Origin of the sequence: Rhizobium sp. NXC14 (assembly GCF_002117485.1) — a bacterium.
Classification (GTDB): Bacteria; Pseudomonadota; Alphaproteobacteria; order Rhizobiales; family Rhizobiaceae; genus Rhizobium.
This window is the reverse complement of the sequence record NZ_CP021030.1, coordinates 4,094,418-4,117,053: the sequence shown is the minus strand read 5'-3', so window position 1 is coordinate 4,117,053 and position 22,636 is coordinate 4,094,418. Positions and strand designations below refer to the sequence as shown.

Sequence of the window (22,636 nt, the reverse complement as noted above, 5' to 3'; positions counted from 1 at the left end):
CTTCCGGCGATTGCGGGGCAATACGCTCATGAACGAAAGGATAACACTCTTTGTGGCGAAGGCGAGGGCGAACGGGCAGGAATACCGCCTTTTCACGTTTACTCGCCGAAAAGTGATGGTGCTGCTAAAGCGCGCCGCGATCTTTCAGATTCGCTTCTTGCGCTTTAGCTCTATGCTTTACGGATGTCGTTAACGCAAAATCGCTTCACACTTTTGAGCGACATGCTCTAGTCGAGCCAGGCCGGAACGGAATCGAGGCTGATCAGCTCGGCATAGGTCCTGCGCGGGCGGATCACATGAAAATCGCTGCCCCTGACGAGAACTTCGGGCACCAGCAGGCGGCTGTTATAGGTGCCGGCCTGCACGGCGCCATAGGCGCCGGCAGTGCTGACGGCCATCAGGTCGCCGGGCTTCGGCATCGCCATTTCGCGGTCGAGCGCCAGATAATCGCCGGTCTCGCAAACGGGGCCAACCACGTCGGCGCGGATGCGCGGCGCGTTTGCTGCCGATATCGTCACCGGACGGATCTCGTGATAGGCCTCATAGAGCGTCGGTCGAATGAGGTCGTTCATCGCGCCGTCGACGATGACGAAGGTCTTCTCGCCGCCGTCCTTAACATAAAGAACTTCGGTCACGAGAATGCCGGCATTGCCGACGATCAGGCGACCGGGTTCGGTGACGATCTTGCAGTTCAGGCCGCGAAGCTGGTTCTTGACGATCGCCGCATAGGCATCGGGCAGCGGCGGCGGATTATTGTCATCCTTATAGGGAACGCCAAGGCCACCGCCGATATCGACGTGATGGATGGAGTGGCCGTCGGCACGCAATGTCGCGACGAGATCGCGCAGCAGCTTGAAGGCGTCGTCGAAGGGCTGCAGCTCGGTGATCTGGCTGCCGATATGCATGTCGATGCCCGTGACTTCGATGCCGGGCAGCTTAGCGGCATGGGCATAGATGCCGCGGGCGCGATCCCAGGAGATGCCGAACTTGTTTTCCTTCTTGCCGGTCGAGATCTTCGCATGCGTCTTGGCATCGACATCCGGATTGATGCGGAAGGAGACCGGCGCCTTCTTGCCGGCGTTGACGGCGCGCTGGTTAAGAATCTCCAGCTCAGGCTCGGATTCGACGTTGAAGCAGTAGATGCCGGCCTCAAGGGCGAAATCCATCTCCTGCGGCGTCTTGCCGACGCCCGAAAACATGATGCGGCTCGCCGGAATGCCGGCGGCAAGTGCACGGCGCAGTTCGCCTTCCGAAACGACGTCGATGCCGGCGCCGAGGCGTCCCAGGGTCTTCAGCACGGCTTGGTTCGAGTTCGCCTTCATCGCATAGCAGACCATGGAGTCGACATCGGCGAAGGCTTCCGAGAAGACGCGATAGTGGCGCTCCAGCGTTGCGGTTGAATAGACGTAGAACGGCGTGCCGACCGCCTTGGCGATCTCCGGAACGGGGACGTTCTCGGCGTAAAGGATGCCGTCGCGGTAATCGAAATGGTTCACGAGGTGCGCGCCTTAAAGGAGGGGGTCAAGGAGGAAGGGCTTGTCAACGGTGCCGGGCTGTTTCGTCGGCTTGGAAACGTCGCCTTCCTTCGTCGCCGCAGCACTCGGCGGATCGAGATCGCCCTTGCGTCCGCATCCGGCAACGGCAAGGCCGATGACGGCGAGCACCGCCGTCAGGCGGATGAGGTGCGGCAAGCTCTTCTGCATGGATATCCTCTTGTGCGGCCTATGGCTGATATCGTTCATCGAACGACGGGATCTTCATAGCGAAGTTTCTCAGCCTTGTGCACCCTGATTGTTGGCCGGTTTCGAGCGCTGGCAGAAGGGCGAGGCGGCTTTCGGCCTGCCCTGTACCCTCAATTGCGGGCGCGCCAGAAGGCGATCTGCTTGCGGACTTCGGACGGGGCCGTGCCGCCGAAGCTCTTGCGGCTGGCGACCGAGGCTTCCACCGTCAACACGTCGTAGACCTTGTCGGTGATTGCAGAATGGATCGCCTGCAGGTCGGAGAGCGGCAGTTCGGCAAGATCGCAGCCCTTGCTTTCGGCGAGCGCCACGGCGCGGCCGGTGACGTGATGGGCATCACGGAAGGGCAGGCCCGCTTCGCGCACCAGCCAGTCGGCAAGATCGGTCGCCGTCGAGAAACCGGAGCCGGCCGCCGCCTTCATGCGCGCGGTATTGACGGTCATGTCGCGCACCATGCCGGTCATGGCGGCAATCGCCAGTTCCAGGCTCTCGGCGGCGTCGAACACCTGCTCCTTGTCTTCCTGCATATCCTTTGAATAAGCGAGCGGCAGGCCTTTCATGATCGTCAGCAGCGCGATCAGCGAGCCGTTGATGCGGCCGGTCTTGGCGCGCACCAGTTCGGCTGCGTCTGGATTCTTCTTCTGCGGCATGATCGAGGAGCCGGTCGAGAAGGCGTCGGACAGGCGCACGAAACCGAATTGCGGGGTCGACCAGATGACGATCTCTTCCGCGAGGCGCGACAGGTGCATGCCCGTGATCGCGGCGATCGCCAGGAATTCGATGGCGAAGTCGCGGTCGGAGACCGTATCGATGGAATTGCGGGTCGGCTCGCGGAAACCCAATGCCTTGGCCGTCATATGGCGATCGATCGGATAGCCGGTGCCGGCAAGGGCGGCAGCGCCGATCGGGCTCTCGTCCAGATGCTCGATGGCATGGCGCACGCGCGAGCGGTCACGGCCGAACATTTCGACATAGGCCATGCAGTGATGGCCGAAGGTGACGGGCTGGGCGGTCTGCAGATGGGTGAAGCCCGGCATGGCGCTTTCGGCATGTTCCTCGGCGCGGTCGAGGAAGGCGGCGATCAGGCCGGTCAACATCCGTTCGGTCTTCTCAAGCTCTTCCTTCACCCAGAGACGGAAGTCGAGCGCCACCTGATCGTTGCGCGAGCGGGCGGTGTGCAGCCGGCCGGCCGCCGGACCGATCAGCGTCGCCAGGCGTGCTTCGATATTCATATGGATGTCTTCGAGCTGGCGGGAGAATTCGAAATTGCCGCTTTCGATTTCTGACAGGATCGTGTTTAGCCCGTGAACGATCTTGTCCTTATCGTCTGACGAAATGATCCCCTGATGGGCGAGCATCGTCGCATGGGCGACGGAACCACGGATATCCTGCGCGAATAGCTTCTTGTCGAAACCGATCGAGGCATTTATCTCCTCCATGATCGCGTCCGGGCCGGAGGCGAAGCGCCCACCCCACATCTGGTTGGAGGATTTGGTGTCCGTGTTGTTCTCGGCCATAAGATGCCCGTCCTGGAGAATGAAATGACGACGAAAAAACCCTTCGGCCTGCCGTCCGGAAAACTGATCGCAATCGCCGCCGTCGCAGGTGTCGTTGCAGGTGCGGCAGCGGTATACGTGAAGGAGACGGGCATTGGCAATGGCATCGGCAGTAGCGCTTCGGCCGAATGCCCGCAGGCAAAGGAGAGCGCCGCCAAACTGGCGCCGCTGATGAAGGGGCAGGTCGCCGCCATGGTTGCCGCCAACGAGCCGCGCAAACTGGCGACGGTTTCCTTCAACGGACCGGATGGTAAATCGCTGACGCTCGATCATTTCGCCGGCAAGACCGTGCTGCTCAATCTCTGGGCCACATGGTGCGTGCCCTGTCGCGAGGAGATGCCGGCGCTGAACGCGCTGGAAAAGGAAATGGGCAGCGACAAGTTCCAGGTCGTGCCCGTTAATATCGACACTGGCAATGATGAGAAGCCGAAGACTTTCCTCGCCGAGACCGGTGTCGATGCGCTGCAGCTTTACCGCGACAATACGATCGGCGTCTTCAACAGCCTGAAGAAGGAAGGTCTCGCTTTCGGCCTGCCGGTGACGCTGCTGCTCGACGACAAGGGCTGCCTGATTTCGGCCATGAACGGGCCTGCCGCCTGGAACAGCGAAGATGCAAAGGCGCTGATCAAGAGAGCGATCGGGTCGTGAGTGCGCTCAGGAGTCCCCATCGCCTCTTATGAGGAAGACGCCCGCGAGTCCGATCAGGACGCAGCATTGCAGCAGGAACATGGGTGTTTCGGTCGACATGGCATTCCTCCCGTTCCGGCAAGGAAAGCATTTAGCGGGCGTGCGGTCCACTCGCCCTTTCTGATGATCTCTGCTTATCGGGTCGGGACGGGCACTTCGCCACGATAATCGTAGAAGCCGCGGCCGGATTTGCGTCCGAGCCAGCCGGCTTCGACATATTTCACCAGCAGCGGGCAGGGGCGATACTTCGAATCCGCCAGCCCGTCGTGCAGCACCTGCATGATCGAGAGGCACGTGTCGAGGCCGATGAAATCGGCAAGCTGCAGCGGCCCCATCGGATGGTTGGCGCCGAGCTTCATCGCCGTGTCGATGGCGTCGACGGTGCCGACACCTTCGTAAAGCGTATAGATCGCCTCGTTGATCATCGGCAACAGAATGCGGTTGACGATGAAGGCCGGGAAGTCCTCGGCGACGGTGACGGTCTTCTCCAGCGAGCCGACGAATTCCTTGGCGGCGGTGAAGGTCTTCTCGTCGGTCGCAATGCCACGCACCAGCTCGACCAGCTTCATCACCGGCACCGGGTTCATGAAATGTATGCCCATGAAGCGCTCGGCGCGGTCGGTGGCAGCAGCAAGACGGGTGATGGAAAGCGAAGAGGTGTTGGTGGCCAGCAGCGCTTCCGGCTTCATCACCGGGCAGACCTGGCTATAAATCTTGCGCTTGACGCTTTCGTCCTCGGTGGCCGCCTCGATGACCAGATCGGACGGGGCGAGATCGTTGACATCGGCGGAGCCTGATATGCGCGACAGGGTCGCCTTGCGTTCCTCGTCGGTCATCTTGCCGTTCGTCACCAGGCGGGCGAGATTGCCGTTGATGGTGGCGAGGCCGGATTCGATGCGGTCCTGCGAGAGATCGTAGATGTGAACCCTGTAACCTGCGGCGGCCGAAACATGCGCGATGCCGCAGCCCATCTGGCCAGCACCGATAATACCAATATTCTTCAACACCGCATTCATCTCCAAACCCCCGCCGGCAGTCGCCCCCGCGTTGCCGTATTATATTAGCAATACTGCCGGACGAAAGGTCGCCCGGCAGTAAGTAGTAGACCGATAAAAGACAATTTTCCAGTCATTCGCAAGTGCGAAAGAAAGGCATTTGCCTCGCTCAGAGCGCCTTTTGCAATTCCGGCAGCGCGTCGAACAGATCGGCGACGAGGCCATAGTCGGCAACCTGGAAGATCGGCGCCTCCTCGTCTTTGTTGATGGCGACGATCACCTTCGAATCCTTCATGCCGGCCAGATGCTGGATGGCTCCGGAGATGCCGCAGGCGATATAGAGATCGGGCGCCACCACCTTGCCGGTCTGGCCGACCTGCCAGTCGTTCGGGGCATAACCGGCATCGACGGCGGCACGGCTGGCGCCGACGGCAGCACCGAGCTTGTCGGCCACCGGCAGGATGACCCCCTTGAACTTCTCGGACGAGCCGAGCGCGCGGCCGCCCGAGATGATGACCTTGGCCGAGGTCAGTTCCGGACGTTCCGACGCCGACAGTGCATCGGAGACAAAACGCGACAGGCCCGGATCGGAGACCGCCGGGATCGCCTCGACCGTTGCCGAACCGCCTTCCGCTGCCGAGGCAAAGGAAGCGGTGCGCACGGTGATCACCTTCTTGGCGTCGCTTGATTGCACCGTCTGGATGGCGTTGCCAGCATAGATCGGCCGCTTGAAGGTGTCGGCGGAGACGACCTCGATGATCTCCGAGACCTGGGCGACATCGAGCAGCGCTGCCACCCGCGGCAGCACCGTCTTGCCGACCGAGGTGGCGGCCGAGACGATCGTGTCATAGGAGCCGGCAAGCGAGACGATCAGTTCGGCCAGCGGTTCGGCGAGATTGTTGGCAAGCACGTCGCTTTCGGCGAGCAGCACCTTGGAGACGCCGGAGAGTTTTGCCGCCTGATCGGCCGCAGCCCTGGCAGCCTTGCCGGCAACCAGCACATGCACGTCGGGGCCGATCTGGCTTGCGGCGGTCAGCGCCTTGGCGGTCTGGTCGGAAAGGTGATTGCCGTCATGGTCGGCCAGAAGAAGAATGGTCATGATAGTTGCTCCTGTTCCAGCCCGATTACAGCACGCCGGCTTCGTTCTTCAGCTTGTCGACGAGTTCGGCGACCGACTTGACCTTGACGCCGGCCTTGCGGCCGGACGGCTCCTCGGTCTTCAGCACCTTCAGCCGCGGCGTCGTGTCGACGCCGAAATCGGCAGGGCTCTTCTTGTCGAGCGGCTTCTTCTTCGCCTTCATGATGTTCGGCAGCGAGGCGTAACGCGGCTCGTTCAGTCTGAGGTCGGTGGTGATGACCGCCGGCAGCTTGATCTCGATCGTCTGCAGGCCGCCGTCGACCTCGCGGGTCACCTGAGCCTTACCGTCACCGATCTCGATCTTCGAGGCGAAGGTCGCCTGGGCCGAGCCCAGCAATGCCGCCAGCATCTGGCCGGTCTGGTTCGAATCGTCGTCAATCGCCTGCTTGCCTGATATGATCAGCCCCGGCTGTTCGGCATCGGCCACACCCTTGAGGATTTTGGCGACGGCCAGGGGCTCGACGGCGTCGTCGGTCTCGACCAGGATCGCCCGGTCGGCGCCCATGGCGAGCGCCGTGCGCAGCGTTTCCTCGGCCTTGGCCGGGCCGATCGACACCACCACCACTTCTTCCGCCTTGCCGGCTTCCTTCAATCTCAGCGCCTCTTCCACCGAGATCTCGTCGAACGGGTTCATCGACATCTTCACATTGGCAAGCTCGACGCCCGTGCCATCCGGCTTCACCCGGATCTTCACGTTGTAGTCGACAACCCGCTTGACGGGCACGAGAATCTTCATGGGAGCCTTCCTTCAAGAGAAACTGGTTTCACGAGTTTTTAGGAAAATGCGCGCTCAGGCGCCGCTTCGATTGTCGAATGGCGACATGGATACGCGTTTTTCCTCCAAATACAACGCTTGCATGATGCCGGCAGGGAATCGCCTCGGCAATATATGGACGTTTACGTACACGTCAATATATCGGTCAACGCCGGTCTCGACCCCAGGGAAGACGCTGCCCGTTGCGGCCGCCCGTGCCGGCCGCAACGGCGCCGGCTTCATCCCTTACGGCGCGGGGCGTTACGATTTCACGGTCGAAGAGCGGCACGCCTCGACGGCGCAGGACGAGAATCAGCAGGGCACCGGCAAGGATACCGCCGACATGGGCGCCCCAGGAAACATCGCCATCCGGCGCAATCGCCAGCATGAAGAATTGTTGTCCGATCCACAAAAGCAGCGGCACGAAGGCCGGCAGGGGCAAGGGCACACGCAGGAACACCAGCACCCAGACCCTGACGCGCGGATGCAGCATGACATAGGCGGCAATGACGCCGGAGATCGCCCCGGAAGCGCCGACCAGCGGCGCTTCCGACGTCGTCGTCAGCAGCCCGTGGCAAAGGGCGCCGGCAGCGGCGCAGAGGAGGTAGAAAAGCAGGAAACGCATATGCCCCATCGCGTCCTCGACATTGTCGCCGAAGACCCAGAGGAAGACCATGTTGGAGGCCAGATGCCAGAAGCCGGTATGGACGAAGGCATAGGTGAGATAGGTGAGCGGTTCCGGCACGATTTCCAATCCCTGTGCCAATTGGGCGTGCCCGAAGGCGATCGCCGGGATGAAGCCGAGGCCGACCGTCGTCGCCTGGGCTGCCAGTTCGCTCTCCAGGCTGGTGAAGAGCCAGACCGCGACATTCAGGATGATCAAAGCCAGGGTCACCCACTGAACCTTGATATGCTTCAGCGTATTGGCATCATGAAGTGGTATGAACATAAGGCCCCCCGGCGATCGTGATCGCGGCAAACCTATCTGTTTTTTCCCGGAACCCAAAGCACATCAGCACGACCGCGTTCATTCGCGTGACGGGCCGCCACGAAGAGGAAATCCGAGAGCCGATTGACGTATTTCCTTGCAGGCTCGCTGACGATTTCACCGTCGCTGCGGGCAAGCGCCACCATCAGACGTTCGGCGCGCCTCGCTATCGTGCGGGCAAGATGCAGATGTGCGGCAGCGGGACTGCCGCCCGGCAGGATGAAGGATTTCAGCGGCTCGAGACCGGAGTTCAACTGATCGATGTCGCGCTCGACGCGGTCGACTTGGGTCCCGACGATCCGCAGCGGTTCGTAGGCCGGCGTCTCTCCGGTATCGGGCGTGGCGAGATCGGCGCCGAGATCGAAGAGGTCGTTCTGGATCGATATCAGCATGGCGTCGAGCTCGGGCAAGCCTGATGTGTGCAGCCGCGCCAGGCCGATCGCCGAATTGGCTTCGTCGATCGTGCCATAGGCTTCGACGCGCAGATCGTCCTTAAGCCGGCGCGGGCCGGAAACCAGCCCGGTCGTGCCGTCATCGCCGGTTTTGGTGTAGATCCTGTTGAGTTTCACCATGTAGCACCGTCCCCAGACGCGAAGGTGGCCGTGCCGCACCACCCGCGGTCAGACTCGACGCGGGGTAAGTCAAAGGAATCCAATGCGCGTCCGCATCGTGGATAGGTCCGGCCGCCCCGACCTCCGTCATGCTCGGGCTTGACCCGAGCATCCACGCGGCGCCCACCAGCAGCCACGGCTTGGATCCTCGGCTCAAGGCCGAGGATGACGGAGAATGGAGTTCGCCCTTTCGCCAAACCTGACGCTGCCTGGAGAGACACCTCATCCGGCATCACCTCGGCTCTGTCATTCCCATTCGTCATCAAAACCTCCACTATGGTTTCGTCACGTCGGCCGGCCGCCGCCGGTGATCCAGAGGGTGATCATGATCAGGATGACGGCGATGGCCTGCAACAGCACACGAAGCTGCATCAGCTTGTTGGAACGGTTGGCATCGCCGCCCTTCATCATGTTGAAGAGGCCGCGGATCAGCACGAGGGCGACGAGGCCCATGACGATGATCGCAAGGATATAGGTGGCCGTGGACATGGTATTCAACTTTCTCGGTCAATCGGTCCAGCGCATCAGATTGTAGAAGAGGTCCGCCGGAAGCAGCCGCTTCAGGAGCATGCCCTGTTTAGCCGGAGTCGTTACAGGATAATGTGGCCTTGGTCTTTTCGAGTTCAATGCGTGTTTCAATACCGAATAGACCGAGTCCGGGCCAAGTTTGTGGCGGTTGACCGGCCCGGAGCCGTCAAGTCTCGCCAACTGTCTGGCATAATCGGCTGCGTGCGGCGAATTCTCGAGGTCGATGTTTTCTTTGAACTTTGCGAGCGCATTGGCGGTGAAACGCGTGGCGATCGGCCCGGGCTCGATCAGGCTCACATGGATGCCGCTGCCGGAGAGCTCCATGCGCAGCGTGATGCTGAGGCCCTCGAGCGCAAATTTCGAGGCGGTGTAGGCACCGCGATAGCGATAAGGAACCAGGCCGAGAATGGAGGAGCATTGCACGATCCGTCCGCGACCATGGTTGCGCATCGACGGAATGAGCTGCCGCGTCAATTCGTGCCAGCCGAAGAAGTTCGCTTCGAACTGCGCTCGCAGCGCCGCCGTCGACAGATCCTCGACGGCACCAGGCTGGCCATAGGCACCATTGTTGAAGAGTGCGTCGATGCGGCCGCCGCTGCGATTGAGGACCGCGGCTGCCAGGTCGAAGATGGTGTCGGCCCTGACATAGTCCATCACGAAGGCTTCGATGCCGTCGGCTTCCAGTGCCGGCAGATCGTCCGCCTTGCGCACCGTCGCAAAGACACGCCAGCCATCGGCTTTCAGCGCCCGGGCGCAGTAAGCGCCGATGCCGGAGGAACAGCCGGTGACGACGATTGTGCGCTGTTCCGCCATGGAATGATTCCTGTACAAAATGGGACTCGTTTCCCATATTCGGCCAGAGGATACAATCTGGAAACCCGGAGACGGAATGCCGAAGGTGCTGCGCACGATCTACGACGTGGTCTATGACGCGATCTGTCACATGGTCGAGGATGACGGATTTGCGATGGCGAGCCACGTGGCTTTGTCGAGCCTGCTTGCGGTCTTCCCTTTCCTGATCTTCGGCACGGCGCTTGCAAGCTTCCTCGGCGCCGATCAGTTTTCCTCCACCGCCATCCATCTGATCTTCGACACCTGGCCGGAAGCGATCGCCAAGCCGCTCGCCGACCAGGTGCTCCAGGTCCTGACTATTCAGCGCGGCGGCCTGCTGACGATCTCGGTGCTGGCGGCGGCCTATTTCGCCTCGAACGGGGTAGAAGCGCTTCGAATCTCGCTCAATCGTGCCTACCGGGTGCAGGAAACGCGGCCGTGGTATTTCACCCGCCTCGCCAGCCTCGGCTATGTGCTGATTGCCGTCATCATCTTCGCGGCGATCAGCATTCTGCTGGTGGCCGTGCCATTGGCTCTCGACTATGCCCGGAAGTGGCTTCCGCTGTTTGCCGATACGCTCGACGTCGTCTTCAGCTGGCGCATCTACGGCACACTTGTCGTGCTCACCGTTGGCCTGCTGGTCATGCATCTGTGGCTGCCGGCCGGCAAGCGGCGGGTGTTCGACGTCATTCCCGGCGTGCTGCTGACGCTGCTTCTGTGGCTCGCCGGCGCGTTGGTCTTTGCCTATTATCTCGCGACCTTCGCCAATTATACCGCGACCTATGCCGGTCTCGCCTCGGTGATGATCGTGCTGATCTTCCTCTACATGGTCGGCGTCATCTTCATCATCGGCGCAGAGATCAACGCGGCGCTGATCAAGTTCCGCGTCTTCCGGATGTTCTCCCACACACTTTCGATCGTCGGCAGAGAGCGTGTCGAGCGGCGGTCAGAGCCCGACAAGGCGGCGAATATCGGCCCCTGACATGCCCTGGGCACGCAATTCGGCAAGGCCGCTGTCACCTTCGCTTTTCGAAAGCTTGCGGCCATTGGCATCGAGAATGAGACGATGGTGGTGATAGAGGGGCTGCGGCAGGCCGAGCAGCACCTGCAGCAACCGGTGCACGGATGTGGCGTGAAAGAGGTCGAGCCCGCGTACGACATGGGTGACGCCCTGCAGCGCATCGTCGACGACCACCGAAAGATGATAACTCGAGGGTGCATCCGAGCGAGACAGGATGACGTCTCCCCAGACCTCGGGTTCGGCGGCGATCTCGCCCGTCCTGCCGTCGCCGGTTTCGGTCCAGAACAGCAGTTCGCCGATCAGGTCGAGCGCCTTGCGCATATCGAGCCGCCAGGCATGTTTTTTCCCCGAGGAAAGGATGTCCCGCCATTCGGCCTCAGGCCGCTCGCGATCAATCGGCGGGTAATGCGGCGTGCCATCGGGGTCGCGCGGCCAGGATTGGCCTGTTGCCTCGTAGGCGGAGACACGCGCCTTCACCTCGCCGCGCGTCAGGAAGGCCGGGTAGACCAGGCCGCGTTCGATCAATGCGTGGAGCGCCGCCTGATATTCCGGGAAATGTTCCGATTGGCGCCGCACCGGGCTTTCCCAGTCGATGGCAAGCCAGTCGAGGTCCCTCAGAATGCCGGCCTCGGATTCAGGCGTGCAGCGCGTCTGGTCGATATCCTCGATGCGCAGCAGCAGCCGGCCGTCTTCGCTTTCGGCCATATCCCGGTTCAAAAAGGCCGATAGCGCATGGCCGAGATGCAGCGATCCGTTCGGACTCGGCGCAAAACGAAAGACAGGTTTTTGACGCTCGCTCGTGGTCATGCTTTCTTCTGCCACGGATTTTCGTTTCGAACCACTGGGAGGACGCGTGCAGATCATTCGCAACGACGATGACGTCAAGCTGGGGCTCGAAGCATTGATGCGTCTCGATCCGCGCCTTGCACCAATCGCGGCGGACGCAGGGCCTGTTCCACTGCGGTTGCGCGAACCCGGTTTTGCTGGCCTTGCCCATATCATCGTCTCGCAAATGGTCTCGCGTGCCAGCGCCGAGGCGATCTGGCGGCGCATGCTGCCGACGGACGGGCCGCTGACGGCCGAAGGTTACATGCTGCTAGGGCCCGAGGCATGGCGGGAATCCGGCCTGTCGCGCGCCAAGGCCGACACGCTGTCGCGGGTTGCGGAAGCCGTTGCCTCCGGCCGCCTCGATCTTTCCAGACTCTGTCAGGAGCCACCGGACGAAGCGCTTGGCGAACTCACCGCCTTGAAGGGCGTCGGTCCATGGACGGCGCAGGTCTATCTGATGTTCTGCGGCGGCCACGCCGATGTCTTCCCGGCTGGCGATGTGGCGCTGCAGAATGCCGTCGGCGCTGCGCTTGGACTTGCGGCACGGCCGCAAACAAAGGCGCTTGCCAAGCTTTCGGAGATCTGGTCGCCGTGGCGCTCCGTGGCGGCGCGGCTTTTCTGGGCCTATTACGCAACGAAAATGGGGCGCGACATGGTACCGACCGGCTGATCGGCAACACTCTTCAAATTGCCTTTATCCTCTGAATTTATTGGACTTCACAATCCTGTAACAACCGGCCTAATATACAGGAGCAGATGCCGAATCGATCAGGAGAGTCCCTTGACGATTGCAGTCTCCCCGCAGGCCCTGCCGGCGCTCGTCCTGAACGCTGACTACCGGCCGCTGAGTTATTATCCCTTGTCGCTTTGGTCCTGGCAGGACGCGATCAAGGCGGTCTTTCTCGACCGTGTGAATATCATCGCGGAATATGAACATTCGGTTTCCTCACCGAGCTTTTCGATGCGGCTTCCGAGTGTCGTATGCCTGAAGACTTACGTTCAGCCATCCCGCAATCCGGCTTTCACCCGGTTCAATGTCTTCCTGCGCGACCGGTTCGAGTGCCAGTATTGCGGCTCCCACGACGATCTGACTTTCGACCACGTCATCCCGCGCGCCCATGGCGGCGAGACGACCTGGGAGAATGTCGTGGCAGCCTGCTCGCCCTGCAATCTGCGCAAGGGCAGCAAGCTTCCGAAGCAGGCGGGCATGTTCCCGTCGCAGAAGCCCTATCAGCCAACGGTGCAGGATCTGCACAATAATGGCCGGCTGTTTCCGCCCAACTATCTGCATGAAAGCTGGCTCGACTATCTCTATTGGGATACCGAACTGCAGCCCTGATAGGCTCACCTCACGCAGATTTGCGGACGCCGACGAAGGCGAAAGCTGCGAGCAGAATGCCGGCGATCACGTTCCAGCCTGCAAAAGACAGGCCAAGCACCCTGAGCGCTGCATCGGTGCAGGATGGACCCTTGATCGTATTGAGCTCAGTCAGCAGATCGCCGGCATTGCTCGTCATGCTGTTTGCGGTCGTCGAGCAGGTCGCCGGTCCCGGCCAGAAATGCCATTCCACGCCAGCGTGATAGACGCCCATGCCGGCGGTCACCAGCATCAGGATGCCGGCCGCAAGCAGCATCGCACGGGAAATCCAGTTCGGTAGACCGGCAAGCTCGCAGATGGCAGCGAGAATGGCGATCGGAATGGCATAATAATAGGGTTGGCGCTGCAGCAGGCAGAGTGCGCAGGGAATATAGCCGCCGAGATATTGGAAGCCGAGTGCGGCGCCGACCACCGCCGCCATGCCGATAGCGAGCAATATGGAATAGGTAAAGCCGGGGCGGGCGAGCGGCGAGGAAGTGGCAGTCATGGCGGAACTCCGCAAAATGGGCCTAGTGAGCGAAAGAGCGGTAGCCGACATATAGCACGATCACGGCACCGGCACCGATGCCGACGATGTGGCCGAGGCGCTTTTCGATGAAATGCCGGATCGGCTCGCCGTAGCGGCGCAGCAACCAGGCGAGGAACAGGAAACGCGCGCCGCGCGCAACGATCGCCGAAATAATGAAAAGACCGAGATTGACGTGGATGACGCCGGACAGGATGGTCACGATCTTGATCGGCGGCAGATGTGCGAGACCTGATGTGACGAGCAGCAGCAGGATCCACTCGTAGGTGACATAGGCCTTCATCTGCTCAAACGCATCGAGCTTGCCGTAGAATGCGAGAACCGGCCGCGCCACCGTCTCGTAGGCGTAATAGCCGAGCGCCCAGCCGGCAATGCCGCCGAGCACGGAGGCAACGGTAGCGATCAGTGCATAGCGATAGGAGCGTTCCGGCTTGGCAAGTGCCATCGGCAGGAAAAGCACGTCGGCGGGAACGAGAAAGACGGAGCTTTCGACGAAGGCGATGACGGCGAGCCAGACTTCGGCCGATTTGCGCGAGGCCAGAGACATGGTCCAGTCGTAAAGTCTGCGAAGCATTCCATTCCTTTCCTATTGCGGTGCAAAAAGCTTTAGGGGTCGTATGCGGCGCTGTAAATGCTCGCCCGTGTCCTTCGTGCCACCGCCGTTTAAAAATTTTGTGATGCGGAGGCGTCGCCGCCTCTCCCAGGATTTCATGGGATTGCGAATCGGCCATTCTAGGGCAAGGTTTACGTGGTCGACGTGCAGGGTGGCATGAGAATGTTCAAAGTAATTGAAGGCGGCCTTGGGCGGGCCGTGCAGATGAATGACCGGGCCGAAGCGGGTTCAGGACCGAGCCGGGAAGATGTGCGCCGGGAAGCGAACCGGCGGCTCAAGGAAAGTGGTTATCACCCGTCCCGCATTCGGGAATTTGCCACCGGCGTGCCGATGCTGGCCTCCCTGAAATACCTGTCGCTGCAGATCGATTTCGCAGCCGAGACCTTGTCGCGGCTCGACCCGATCCCGGACGATTTCCGCTCTGACGGTTATTGGCCGGCGGGTTGAGACGAGCGCCGCGCCTCAGGACAGATCCATCGACTTTTCCCATTGCTGACGCAGGACGTTCATTTCCGTGCGTTTTTGCGCCATTTCGCTGACGATGGCGCGCAAGTTGGGGTGATGCGACATGAACATATTGAAATCGCGCCGCTCGAGCACTTCGAACTGACAAAAGTCGACGGCGATGACGTCGGCCGTACGCCTTCCGCCGCTCAGCAATGCCATCTCCCCGAAGAAGGCGCCCGGCTCCAGGCGGATCGCGCCGCTGGCTAGGCGCACTTCGACCGCGCCTGAGGAGATGAAGTACATGCTGTCGCCGCGATCGCCGCGACGAATGACACGTTCGCCAGGGGGAGCCGACTTTGCCTTGAAGAGCAGCAGCAGCTCTTCCTGCGCATCCTCCCCGACCTGGGAGAACAGCGGAAAGGTTTCGATCAGCTGCTGCATCTTCAACTGATGCTGGCGTTCGCGTTCCTCGCCGAGCGCCCTGATCTTTTCCAGTTCCTTGCCGAGCGTTATCTGCCTCTTTCTACCGAAGCTTTCGAAGACAGAGGGCCATTGCGCATGGATATATTTCTTCAAGCCCTCGGATGCGATGATCACGATCGGGTTGAGCGTGATCGACAGGATCGCTGCAGCCAAGATGAGATCCTGGCCTTCATGCGGCAGCAGCCCGAGCGAGACGCCGAGGCCGGCGAGGATGAAGGAAAATTCGCCGATCTGGGCAAGGCCGCCGGCCAAGGTCAGCCCCATGCCGATCGGATATCGCAGCAGCATGACGATGGCGAAGGTGATGACGGCCTTGCCGAGAATGACGAGCGCCAGGGCGCCAATCACCGCCAGCGGCTGGCGCACCAGGATCGAGGGGTCGAAGAGCATGCCGACCGAGACGAAGAACAGCACGGAGAAGGCGTTCTGCAACGGTAGCGAATCGGCCGCCGCTCTGTGACTGAGCTGGGATTCGCTCATGACGACGCCGGCGAAAAACGCGCCGAGCGCGAAGGAGACGCCGAAAATCGCCGCCGAGCCGAAGGCGATGCCGAGCGCGATCGCCAGCACCGTCAGTGTGAAGAGTTCGCGCGAGCCGGTGCGCGCGATCATCGTCAGCAGCCAGGGCACGATACGGGGGCCGAGGAAGACCGCCATAGCGGCGAAGGCCAGCACCTTGAACAAGGTCAGTCCGATCGTCAGTGCCAGCGGCAGCTCACCGAAGCCGTGATTGGTGTCGACGGCGTGGCCGCCGAGAAGCTCTGCCAGCGCCGGCAGCAGCACCAGCGCCAGCACCATCACCAGATCCTCGACGATCAGCCAGCCGACGGCGACGCGCCCGCTTGGCGCATTGACGAGATTACGTTCCTCCAGCGCCTTCAGGAGCACGACCGTACTCGCCACCGAGAGGCTGAGCCCGAAGACGACGCCGGCACCGAGGCTCCAGCCCCAGAGCATGCAGAGGCCGATGCCCAGCAGGGTGGCGAGGATAATTCGGCCGATCGCGCCCGGCACGGCGATCCCGCGTACAGCGAGCAGGTCGGAGGCGGAAAAATGCAGGCCGACGCCAAACATCAGCAGGATGACGCCCATTTCGGCGAGCTGGCCGGCAAGAGCGGTATCGGCGACAAAGCCCGGCGTGAACGGGCCCATCAGGATGCCGGCCATCAGATAACCGACGAGCGGCGGCAGCCGCAGCCGGTCGGCGCCATAACCGAGGACGGCCGCGAAAACAAAACTGACGGCGACCGTCGCAATGAGTCCTACTTCCTGATGCACGTCTGCCCTCGCCTGATGGTAACGGCCGCCACCTTGGACGAAGCGCAAGCAAAATTAAATAGTTGATTTGCGGTTTGCTGCCGCCGACGGGGGCTTTATTCAGTCGGAAATAATGGGCCTGCGACTGCTCGCGGCATGAACGAGCTGTTGCTGATGCTGGAACCACTTGCGTCTTGGGTCGTTGCCTTTTCATCAAGAGAAGGAGAAAGGATATGCGGAAGATCATCCTGAACTGTGCTGTGGCGGCCCTTGCCGCCTGTTCGTTTGCGGCGCCGGTGCTTGCCGATAGCGTCTATGTCAGGGAGCGTTCCTATGACTACGATTATCGCCAGGAGCGGGTACGGCCCGGCATCACCATCAGTGAGCGCGGCGTCACTTTCGGTGCTGTGCGTGAACGTGAGCACCGCCGCTATCGACATGATGGCTGCGAAACCAGGAGTGTCACGCGCCAGACCGATGAAGGCGAGGTGACCAGGACGGTCAGGCGCTGCTATTGACGAAAATCCGCGGCAAAGACGAAGCCCGGCTTCGACAAGCCGGGTTTTCGCCTTTCGCGGCACGGACAGCTCAATGCGGTGGCGGACGTGATCAATCGATGTTATGAGCCCCTTCGCTCGGAGCGCATTCCAAGCGCAAAGAACCCGGCACAGGATTTTCGATATGATTGAGCTTACCCCATCCCAGATCACCGCACTCAAACTCGCCAGGGATGGCGATCTCTATCCTCAGCCGGCCAATAAATGGACGCATCAGAACGCGACGGTGACCTACGCAAAAACCGACCGGTGGAAAGAACGGCCGCAGAAAGTGAAATCGGTCACGGCAAAGACGCTCAGCGAGTTGAAAGAGCCGGGCTTCCTCGAGCGGCGGCACCTGGATGATGATGCATCAAAGGATGTCTACGGCATTACCATGGCCGGCAAGATGTGGCTGCTGAAGAACAAGTAGGCTTCACTCGGAGGCGAAACTTGCTCCGTAGTCCCGCTTAGGTCTTTAGAGGTAGGGGCTACACAAAGTCATTTGAGACGATGGTGCAGCTAACCGGAGATTGTCGAACAATCCGCCTTCGTTCCTGACGGAACTACGGCGCGACAGCCCCCGCTTGGCTGCTCTTCGGCTCGCCGAGCCGAAGCTCACAGAGCGTAGGCTGGTGCCCCATGCCGGGGTCGAACCAGCACTTCTTTCGAAACTCGATTTTGAGTCGAGCGCGTCTACCAATTCCGCCAATGGGGCAACGGATACAGACGAGGCGGGTGTCTAACATGCGAGCGGGCGAGCGCGCAAGACGGGCGAGCGAAGTTATCGCGGCGATGCCGCGGGAAATCCGGCCTCGTTACGAGGCCGGATCCTGTCGATCTCAATGAGCGGCGGCGGGTGCCGCACTGGGCAGCCCGGACTTCTTCAGCGTAATCGCCAGGATCGAAGCCAGCAGGCAGAAGGCACCGGCGACGAAAAAGGCGGGCAGGTAGCTCGATAATTCCGTGCGCGACAGGCCGGCGCCATAGGCGGCCGTGGCAGCGCCCAGCTGGTGGCCGGCAAAGACCCAGCCGAAGACGAGACCGGCCTTTTCGCGGCCGAAGCGATCGGCGGCGATCTTGACGGTGGGCGGCACGGTGGCGATCCAATCGAGGCCGTAGAAGATCGCAAAGATGGAGAGACCGTAGAAACTGAAATCGCTGAACGGCAGATAGAGCAGCGAGAGGCCGCGCAGGCCGTAATACCAGAAGAGCAGCCAACGATTGTCGAAGCGGTCGGAGAGCCAGCCGGAGCCGATGGTGCCGAAGAAATCGAAGATGCCCATGACGGCAAGGACGCTGGCGGCGGCAACCGGCACGATGCCGAAATCACCGCAGAGGGTGACGAAATGCGTCTGGATCAGACCGTTGGTGCTGAGGCCGCAGATGAAGAAGGTGGCAAACAGGATCCAGAAAGTCGAGGTCGTCGAGATTTCGCGGAGGGTGGTGATCGGCGTCATCAGCGCAGCGCCGAGCGTCGTTCGGGTCGGCGCCGGCGCCACATGGGCTTCTCCCAATAAAGGCAGATTCACGTCCGAGGGGCGGTCACGCATGAAGAGAAGGACGAGAAGGGTGGCCGCCATGATCATGGCGCAGACGAAGAACACGGTGGCACGCCAGCCGTAACGTTCGGTGAGTTCCGCCATCAGCGGCAGGAAGACGAGCTGCCCGGTCGCCGAGCTTGCCGAGAGCATGCCGACGACAAGGCCTCGGTGCTTGACGAACCAGCGCGTCGAAACCGTCGCCGCCAGCACCATCGCCGTCAGGCCGGTGCCGAAGCCGACGACGACACCCCACAGCGCCAGCAGATGCCAAAGCTTGGTCATGAACAGCGAGCCGACAAAGCCCGCGCCGATCAGCGCCAGCGCAAAAACAATAACCTTACGGACGCCGAAATAATTCATGAAGGCCGCGGCGAACGGACCCATAAAGCCGAAAAGGATCAAGCGAATCGCCAGCGCAGAGGAAATCTGCGACGTTTCCCAGCCGAACTCGTCCTGGAGCGGCTTGATGAGGACGCCGGGCGCGCCCATGGCGCCTGCTGTCACCAGCATGGTCAGAAAGGTCGCGGCAACGACGACCCAACCGTAATGAATGTTGCGCCGCGCAAGGGAGGAGGCAAGAACTGTTGAAACCATGAGGGGATTCCATTCGAATTCAGGTTGGGGAAGATACAGAACATTTTACATGATGGTCATCATATTTCTTGCTTATTCATGATGGACATCATATATTTTGTCAAGCGACGATTTCTGGAGAATGAAGATGCGGGTCAGCCGCGAAAAATTTGCCGAGAACCGCGAGAGGATCCTCACTGTTGCCGGCGTGCTCTTTCGCGAGAACGGTTTCGACGGTGTCGGCGTCGCCGACATCATGAAGGCGGCGGGGCTGACGCATGGCGGCTTCTACGGCCATTTCGGCTCCAAGGACGAACTGGCTCTGGAGGTCAGCCGCAATCTGATCGACAAGGTCGAGAGGCGCTGGAAGGAACATATTGCCGAGTCTCCGGACAGGCCGCTGCAAGCGCTTCTCGACCATTATATCCACTGGCGCACTGTTGACGATCCAGGCGGCAGCTGCGTCTTCGCCACCTTGATTCAGGAGGTCAGCCGCAGCCGCGGCGCGGTCCGCGCGGCCTTCAGCGATGGGTTGTCCGTACTGGTCGACACACTTGCCGATATCGTTCCCGGCGAGACCGAAGAGGAGCGCCGCGCCAATGCAGCGACGACGCTCTCGTCGATGATGGGTGCCGTGATTCTTGCGCGCGCCGTCGAGGACAGGGGACTTGCCGAGCAGTTCCTGGTGACGATGCGTCGGCAGCTCGATCCCGCCAGCCGGAGATAGTCCCGAGCGCCGAAGCCGAGGGCACGACCCTCTCCACGCCAGTCTGCCGATCGAGATGCCGGCGGCTATTTGAAGCCGGCGATGGCGTGCGGGATGTAGGGCGCTTCGAGTGCCGCGATTTCCTCGGTGGTGAGTTTGACCGACAGCGAGGCAACGGCGTCCGTCAGGTGGTTCGGTTTGGATGCGCCGATGATCGGCGCAGTGACCACGTTCTTCTGCAGGATCCAGGCGGTGGCGACCTGGGCGCGGGAAATGCCGCGGGCTCCGGCGATTTCGGCGACGGCATTGACGATTTTGCGGTCGGCATCGACGGACTGCGTGTAAAGCGTCTTGCCGAATTCGTCGGTTTCGCTCCGCGCCGTCGTCTCGTCCCAGTCGCGGGTCAGGCGGCCACGGGCCAGCGGGCTCCAGGGGATGACGGCGATCTTCTGGTCTTCGCAGAAGGGCAGCATTTCCCGCTCTTCTTCCCGGTAAAGCAGGTTCAGGTGGTTCTGCATGCTGACGAATTCGGTCCAGCCGTTCAGCCGAGAGATGTAGAGTGCCTTGGCGAATTGCCAGGCATACATCGATGAGGCGCCGATATAACGCGCCTTGCCCGATTTGACGATGTCGTGCAGCGCTTCCAGCGTTTCCTCGATCGGCGTCGTATAGTCGAAACGATGGATCTGGTAGAGGTCGACATAGTCGGTGCCGAGACGGCGCAAGCTGTGGTCGATCTCGTCGAAGATCGCTTTGCGTGACAGACCGGCGCCGTTCGGGCCCGGCCGCATGCGGTTGAACACCTTGGTCGCCAGCACGATGTCCTCGCGCTTGGCGAAGTCTTTGATCGCACGGCCGACGATCTCCTCCGAGGAACCGTTGGAATAGGTATTGGCGGTGTCGAGGAAATTGATGCCGAGGTCGATCGCCTGTTTGATCATCGTCCGGCTTTCCTCTTCCCGCAGGCTCCAGGCATGATTGCCGCGGCTGGGATCACCGAAGGTCATACAGCCCAGGCAGATTTTCGAGACTTCGAGACCGGTCTTTCCGAATTTGACGTATTCCATGAAAAACTCCAAGACCTGAGATAACCCCGCGCGGCGTTTCATGATCTAGTGCGCAACCGCGAAAGTCGCAGGGGCAGAATGAACAATCTGCGGACAATGCGCACACTGGTGCGTGATCTGCCGTTTTTCCCTGCAGCTTGCGTATCCGCGCCGCAAGGTGTTAGCTGGTGCAGCATTTCACCGGAATCCGACTATGCGACTGCCGTCCTTCGATCGTTATGGCGATCTCTACCGTGATTTTTCCTGGCGGATTCCGGAGGATTTCAATATCGGCCGCGCCGTCAGCGACGAATGGGCGGTGCGAGATCCGGAGCGCGTTTGTCTGGAGCATTTTAGTCCGGACGGCAATCATCGTTCGCTGACCTATGGCGAGCTTTCCGGTACTTCCACCATGTTCGCCAATGCGCTGGCGTCGCTCGGCATTAAGCGCGGCGATCGCGTCGCTCTGCTGATGCCCCAGTCCTTCGAGACCGTGATTGCGCACGTCGCGATCTATAAAATGGGTGCAATCGCCCTGCCACTGGCACTGCTGTTCGGCGTCGAGGCGCTCGAATATCGGCTCAGAATCTCAGGCGCGGCGGCAATCATCACCAATGATTTCGGCCTTGATCGGGTCCGGCAAATCCGCGATCGCCTGCCGGAGTTGCGACAAATGATCAGCGTCAGCGACGCTGCCGACGCCCTCTCCTTTGCCGATCTGACCGCCTCGCATGCGCCGGTCTTCGAGGGAGAGAAGACAACGCCCGACGATCCGGCGCTGATGATCTTCACCTCGGGCACGACGGGGTCGCCCAAGGGCGCATTGCATGGCCACCGTGTTCTGCCCGGGCATATCCCTGGCATGCAGTTCGCCCATGAAGGGTTTCCCAAGGCGGGCGACAAGGTCTGGACCCCGTCCGACTGGGCCTGGGCCGGCGGGCTGCTCAACGCGTTGCTGCCGAGCCTTCTGCTCGGCGTCCCCGTGGTCTCGTCGCCGGCGCAGAAATTCGATGCCGAGATGGCCTATCGGATCATGGCAGAGATGAAGGTGCGCAATGCCTTCATTCCACCGACGGCGCTTCGGCTGATGCGGTCGGTTTCCGACCCCAGGTCGAAATATGATCTGGTGCTGCGCACCATCGGCTCGGCGGGAGAAGCACTCGGCCGCGAGACCTATGATTGGGCGCAGCGCACGCTCGGCATCACCGTCAACGAATTCTACGGCCAGACGGAATGCAATTTCGTGCTGTCGTCGAGTGCCGCCTTTGGCGTCACCAAGGCCGGCGCTATCGGACGCGCGGTGCCCGGCCATCGTGTCGCGATCGTCAGCGAGGCCGGCGACGAACTGCCGGCGGGCGAATCCGGTCAGATCGCTATCGCCAGTCCCGATCCCGTCATGTTCCTCGGCTATTGGAACGACGCGGCGGCGACCGAACGAAAATTTCTCCACGGCTGGCTGCTTACCGGCGACATCGGCCGGCAGGACGAAGAGGGCTACGTCACCTTCGAAGGCCGCGACGACGACGTCATCACATCGTCCGGATATCGCATCGGCCCGGCCGAGATCGAGGATTGCCTGATCGGCCATCCCGCCGTTCAGCTTGCCGCGGCCGTCGGCAAACCCGATGCGGTGCGCACCGAGATCGTCAAGGCCTATATCGTGCTGTCACCCGGTCATTCGCCGAGCGAGGCGCTGGCCGCCGAAATCAGGGAATGGGTGAAGATGCGGCTTTCGATGCACGAATATCCGCGCGAGGTGGAATTCGTCGAGTCATTGCCGTTGACGACAACCGGCAAGGTCATCCGCCGGCTGCTGCGGGAGAAGGCTGCGGCTGAGGGCTAAGCATCCCG

General features: G+C 61.4%; 25 protein-coding genes and 1 tRNA gene. 9 read left to right on the top strand and 17 right to left on the bottom strand.

Features of this window, described 5'->3' with window-relative positions; translation table 11 throughout:
• Window positions 1–227: 227 nt before the first annotated feature.
• The 3 genes from lysA to argH form a co-directional block, all read right to left on the bottom strand.
• Window positions 228–1,496 carry a diaminopimelate decarboxylase gene (gene lysA / locus NXC14_RS20095; protein WP_085779633.1) on the bottom strand — a complete coding sequence of 423 codons (1,269 nt, stop codon included), beginning with the start codon at window positions 1,494–1,496 and terminating at the stop codon, window positions 228–230.
• 12 nt (window positions 1,497–1,508) lie between these two features.
• Window positions 1,509–1,703: a lipoprotein gene (locus NXC14_RS20090; protein ID WP_003582619.1), complete on the bottom strand. Its 195-nt coding sequence runs from the start codon at window positions 1,701–1,703 to the stop codon at window positions 1,509–1,511.
• A gap of 149 nt (window positions 1,704–1,852) precedes the next feature.
• Window positions 1,853–3,256: an argininosuccinate lyase gene (gene argH, locus NXC14_RS20085; protein ID WP_085779632.1), complete on the bottom strand. Its 1,404-nt coding sequence runs from the start codon at window positions 3,254–3,256 to the stop codon at window positions 1,853–1,855.
• A gap of 24 nt (window positions 3,257–3,280) precedes the next feature.
• On the opposite strand from argH, the gene NXC14_RS20080 reads away from it, so the two are divergent.
• Window positions 3,281–3,943, top strand: coding sequence for a TlpA disulfide reductase family protein (locus tag NXC14_RS20080; protein ID WP_085779631.1), 663 nt, complete (start codon window positions 3,281–3,283; stop codon window positions 3,941–3,943).
• A 173-nt stretch (window positions 3,944–4,116) separates the two neighbouring features.
• On the opposite strand, the gene NXC14_RS20075 is transcribed toward NXC14_RS20080, so the two are convergent.
• The 7 genes from NXC14_RS20075 to NXC14_RS20040 form a co-directional block, all read right to left on the bottom strand.
• Entirely contained in the window at window positions 4,117–4,998 is an 882-nt protein-coding gene (locus tag NXC14_RS20075; RefSeq protein ID WP_064805274.1) for a 3-hydroxybutyryl-CoA dehydrogenase, read from the bottom strand.
• 148 nt (window positions 4,999–5,146) lie between these two features.
• Complete coding sequence (locus NXC14_RS20070; protein WP_085779630.1) at window positions 5,147–6,076, bottom strand: electron transfer flavoprotein subunit alpha/FixB family protein; 930 nt, start codon at window positions 6,074–6,076, stop codon at window positions 5,147–5,149.
• Between the two features lie 25 nt (window positions 6,077–6,101).
• Window positions 6,102–6,851: an electron transfer flavoprotein subunit beta/FixA family protein gene (locus NXC14_RS20065; protein WP_085779629.1), complete on the bottom strand. Its 750-nt coding sequence runs from the start codon at window positions 6,849–6,851 to the stop codon at window positions 6,102–6,104.
• A gap of 184 nt (window positions 6,852–7,035) precedes the next feature.
• Window positions 7,036–7,818: a rhomboid family intramembrane serine protease gene (locus tag NXC14_RS20060; protein ID WP_085779628.1), complete on the bottom strand. Its 783-nt coding sequence runs from the start codon at window positions 7,816–7,818 to the stop codon at window positions 7,036–7,038.
• 32 nt (window positions 7,819–7,850) lie between these two features.
• Window positions 7,851–8,429: a cob(I)yrinic acid a,c-diamide adenosyltransferase gene (locus NXC14_RS20055; protein WP_085779627.1), complete on the bottom strand. Its 579-nt coding sequence runs from the start codon at window positions 8,427–8,429 to the stop codon at window positions 7,851–7,853.
• Window positions 8,430–8,753: 324 nt separating this feature from the next.
• Window positions 8,754–8,957, bottom strand: coding sequence for a twin transmembrane helix small protein (locus NXC14_RS20045; RefSeq protein ID WP_085779625.1), 204 nt, complete (start codon window positions 8,955–8,957; stop codon window positions 8,754–8,756).
• An 18-nt stretch (window positions 8,958–8,975) separates the two neighbouring features.
• Window positions 8,976–9,809 carry an SDR family oxidoreductase gene (locus NXC14_RS20040; RefSeq protein WP_085779624.1) on the bottom strand — a complete coding sequence of 278 codons (834 nt, stop codon included), beginning with the start codon at window positions 9,807–9,809 and terminating at the stop codon, window positions 8,976–8,978.
• A 76-nt stretch (window positions 9,810–9,885) separates the two neighbouring features.
• On the opposite strand from NXC14_RS20040, the gene NXC14_RS20035 reads away from it, so the two are divergent.
• Window positions 9,886–10,809, top strand: a complete 924-nt coding sequence (locus NXC14_RS20035) for a YihY/virulence factor BrkB family protein (RefSeq protein ID WP_085779623.1) — start codon at window positions 9,886–9,888, stop codon at window positions 10,807–10,809.
• Here the strand turns inward: NXC14_RS20035 and gluQRS are convergent.
• Window positions 10,774–11,655: a tRNA glutamyl-Q(34) synthetase GluQRS gene (gene gluQRS, locus NXC14_RS20030; RefSeq protein ID WP_085779622.1), complete on the bottom strand. Its 882-nt coding sequence runs from the start codon at window positions 11,653–11,655 to the stop codon at window positions 10,774–10,776. The genes NXC14_RS20035 and gluQRS overlap by 36 nt on opposite strands.
• Here gluQRS and NXC14_RS20025 point away from each other — a divergent pair.
• Entirely contained in the window at window positions 11,654–12,346 is a 693-nt protein-coding gene (locus NXC14_RS20025; protein ID WP_085779621.1) for a DNA-3-methyladenine glycosylase, read from the top strand. The genes gluQRS and NXC14_RS20025 overlap by 2 nt on opposite strands.
• Before the next feature lie 111 nt (window positions 12,347–12,457).
• Window positions 12,458–13,015, top strand: a complete 558-nt coding sequence (locus NXC14_RS20020) for an HNH endonuclease (protein ID WP_085779620.1) — start codon at window positions 12,458–12,460, stop codon at window positions 13,013–13,015.
• Between the two features lie 10 nt (window positions 13,016–13,025).
• On the opposite strand, the gene NXC14_RS20015 is transcribed toward NXC14_RS20020, so the two are convergent.
• Both NXC14_RS20015 and NXC14_RS20010 read right to left on the bottom strand, forming a co-directional pair.
• Window positions 13,026–13,541, bottom strand: coding sequence for a disulfide bond formation protein B (locus NXC14_RS20015; RefSeq protein WP_085779619.1), 516 nt, complete (start codon window positions 13,539–13,541; stop codon window positions 13,026–13,028).
• Window positions 13,542–13,563: 22 nt separating this feature from the next.
• Window positions 13,564–14,154 (bottom strand): YqaA family protein, encoded by a 591-nt coding sequence (locus NXC14_RS20010; RefSeq protein ID WP_085779618.1) that lies wholly within the window; start codon window positions 14,152–14,154, stop codon window positions 13,564–13,566.
• Window positions 14,155–14,349: 195 nt separating this feature from the next.
• On the opposite strand from NXC14_RS20010, the gene NXC14_RS20005 reads away from it, so the two are divergent.
• Window positions 14,350–14,640 carry a hypothetical protein gene (locus NXC14_RS20005; RefSeq protein ID WP_085780210.1) on the top strand — a complete coding sequence of 97 codons (291 nt, stop codon included), beginning with the start codon at window positions 14,350–14,352 and terminating at the stop codon, window positions 14,638–14,640.
• A gap of 15 nt (window positions 14,641–14,655) precedes the next feature.
• On the opposite strand, the gene NXC14_RS20000 is transcribed toward NXC14_RS20005, so the two are convergent.
• Window positions 14,656–16,401 (bottom strand): cation:proton antiporter, encoded by a 1,746-nt coding sequence (locus NXC14_RS20000; protein WP_085780209.1) that lies wholly within the window; start codon window positions 16,399–16,401, stop codon window positions 14,656–14,658.
• Window positions 16,402–16,613: 212 nt separating this feature from the next.
• Here NXC14_RS20000 and NXC14_RS19995 point away from each other — a divergent pair, with 212 nt between their 5' ends.
• Both NXC14_RS19995 and NXC14_RS19990 read left to right on the top strand, forming a co-directional pair.
• Window positions 16,614–16,898 (top strand): hypothetical protein, encoded by a 285-nt coding sequence (locus NXC14_RS19995; protein WP_085779617.1) that lies wholly within the window; start codon window positions 16,614–16,616, stop codon window positions 16,896–16,898.
• Window positions 16,899–17,061: 163 nt separating this feature from the next.
• Window positions 17,062–17,349, top strand: coding sequence for a hypothetical protein (locus NXC14_RS19990; protein ID WP_085779616.1), 288 nt, complete (start codon window positions 17,062–17,064; stop codon window positions 17,347–17,349).
• A 200-nt stretch (window positions 17,350–17,549) separates the two neighbouring features.
• On the opposite strand, the gene NXC14_RS19985 is transcribed toward NXC14_RS19990, so the two are convergent.
• Together NXC14_RS19985 and NXC14_RS19980 are read right to left on the bottom strand one after the other, a co-directional pair.
• Window positions 17,550–17,634 (bottom strand) — tRNA-Leu (locus tag NXC14_RS19985).
• A 124-nt stretch (window positions 17,635–17,758) separates the two neighbouring features.
• Entirely contained in the window at window positions 17,759–19,054 is a 1,296-nt protein-coding gene (locus tag NXC14_RS19980; RefSeq protein ID WP_085779615.1) for an MFS transporter, read from the bottom strand.
• A 127-nt stretch (window positions 19,055–19,181) separates the two neighbouring features.
• Here NXC14_RS19980 and NXC14_RS19975 point away from each other — a divergent pair, with 127 nt between their 5' ends.
• Window positions 19,182–19,760 carry a TetR/AcrR family transcriptional regulator gene (locus NXC14_RS19975; protein ID WP_085779614.1) on the top strand — a complete coding sequence of 193 codons (579 nt, stop codon included), beginning with the start codon at window positions 19,182–19,184 and terminating at the stop codon, window positions 19,758–19,760.
• A gap of 65 nt (window positions 19,761–19,825) precedes the next feature.
• On the opposite strand, the gene NXC14_RS19970 is transcribed toward NXC14_RS19975, so the two are convergent.
• Window positions 19,826–20,806: an aldo/keto reductase gene (locus tag NXC14_RS19970; RefSeq protein WP_085779613.1), complete on the bottom strand. Its 981-nt coding sequence runs from the start codon at window positions 20,804–20,806 to the stop codon at window positions 19,826–19,828.
• Window positions 20,807–20,999: 193 nt separating this feature from the next.
• Here NXC14_RS19970 and NXC14_RS19965 point away from each other — a divergent pair, with 193 nt between their 5' ends.
• Window positions 21,000–22,628: an AMP-binding protein gene (locus tag NXC14_RS19965; protein WP_085779612.1), complete on the top strand. Its 1,629-nt coding sequence runs from the start codon at window positions 21,000–21,002 to the stop codon at window positions 22,626–22,628.
• Window positions 22,629–22,636: the final 8 nt, after the last annotated feature.

Bases quoted from the DNA above. Each gene is read 5' to 3' on its own strand.
- NXC14_RS20045 (WP_085779625.1), bottom strand. From the start codon at position 8,957: ATGTCCACGGCCACCTATATCCTTGCGATCATCGTCATGGGCCTCGTC.
- NXC14_RS20075 (WP_064805274.1), bottom strand. From the start codon at position 4,998: ATGAATGCGGTGTTGAAGAATATTGGTATTATCGGTGCTGGCCAGATG.
- NXC14_RS20025 (WP_085779621.1), top strand. From the start codon at position 11,654: ATGCTTTCTTCTGCCACGGATTTTCGTTTCGAACCACTGGGAGGACGC.
- NXC14_RS20015 (WP_085779619.1), bottom strand. From the start codon at position 13,541: ATGACTGCCACTTCCTCGCCGCTCGCCCGCCCCGGCTTTACCTATTCC.
- argH (WP_085779632.1), bottom strand. From the start codon at position 3,256: ATGGCCGAGAACAACACGGACACCAAATCCTCCAACCAGATGTGGGGT.
- NXC14_RS20010 (WP_085779618.1), bottom strand. From the start codon at position 14,154: ATGCTTCGCAGACTTTACGACTGGACCATGTCTCTGGCCTCGCGCAAA.
- NXC14_RS19995 (WP_085779617.1), top strand. From the start codon at position 16,614: ATGCGGAAGATCATCCTGAACTGTGCTGTGGCGGCCCTTGCCGCCTGT.
- NXC14_RS20040 (WP_085779624.1), bottom strand. From the start codon at position 9,809: ATGGCGGAACAGCGCACAATCGTCGTCACCGGCTGTTCCTCCGGCATC.
- NXC14_RS20005 (WP_085780210.1), top strand. From the start codon at position 14,350: ATGAGAATGTTCAAAGTAATTGAAGGCGGCCTTGGGCGGGCCGTGCAG.
- NXC14_RS19980 (WP_085779615.1), bottom strand. From the start codon at position 19,054: ATGGTTTCAACAGTTCTTGCCTCCTCCCTTGCGCGGCGCAACATTCAT.
- NXC14_RS20065 (WP_085779629.1), bottom strand. From the start codon at position 6,851: ATGAAGATTCTCGTGCCCGTCAAGCGGGTTGTCGACTACAACGTGAAG.
- NXC14_RS20060 (WP_085779628.1), bottom strand. From the start codon at position 7,818: ATGTTCATACCACTTCATGATGCCAATACGCTGAAGCATATCAAGGTT.
- gluQRS (WP_085779622.1), bottom strand. From the start codon at position 11,655: ATGACCACGAGCGAGCGTCAAAAACCTGTCTTTCGTTTTGCGCCGAGT.
- NXC14_RS20080 (WP_085779631.1), top strand. From the start codon at position 3,281: ATGACGACGAAAAAACCCTTCGGCCTGCCGTCCGGAAAACTGATCGCA.
- NXC14_RS20090 (WP_003582619.1), bottom strand. From the start codon at position 1,703: ATGCAGAAGAGCTTGCCGCACCTCATCCGCCTGACGGCGGTGCTCGCC.
- NXC14_RS19975 (WP_085779614.1), top strand. From the start codon at position 19,182: ATGCGGGTCAGCCGCGAAAAATTTGCCGAGAACCGCGAGAGGATCCTC.
- NXC14_RS20055 (WP_085779627.1), bottom strand. From the start codon at position 8,429: ATGGTGAAACTCAACAGGATCTACACCAAAACCGGCGATGACGGCACG.
- NXC14_RS20070 (WP_085779630.1), bottom strand. From the start codon at position 6,076: ATGACCATTCTTCTTCTGGCCGACCATGACGGCAATCACCTTTCCGAC.
- NXC14_RS19970 (WP_085779613.1), bottom strand. From the start codon at position 20,806: ATGGAATACGTCAAATTCGGAAAGACCGGTCTCGAAGTCTCGAAAATC.
- NXC14_RS20035 (WP_085779623.1), top strand. From the start codon at position 9,886: ATGCCGAAGGTGCTGCGCACGATCTACGACGTGGTCTATGACGCGATC.
- NXC14_RS19990 (WP_085779616.1), top strand. From the start codon at position 17,062: ATGATTGAGCTTACCCCATCCCAGATCACCGCACTCAAACTCGCCAGG.
- NXC14_RS19965 (WP_085779612.1), top strand. From the start codon at position 21,000: ATGCGACTGCCGTCCTTCGATCGTTATGGCGATCTCTACCGTGATTTT.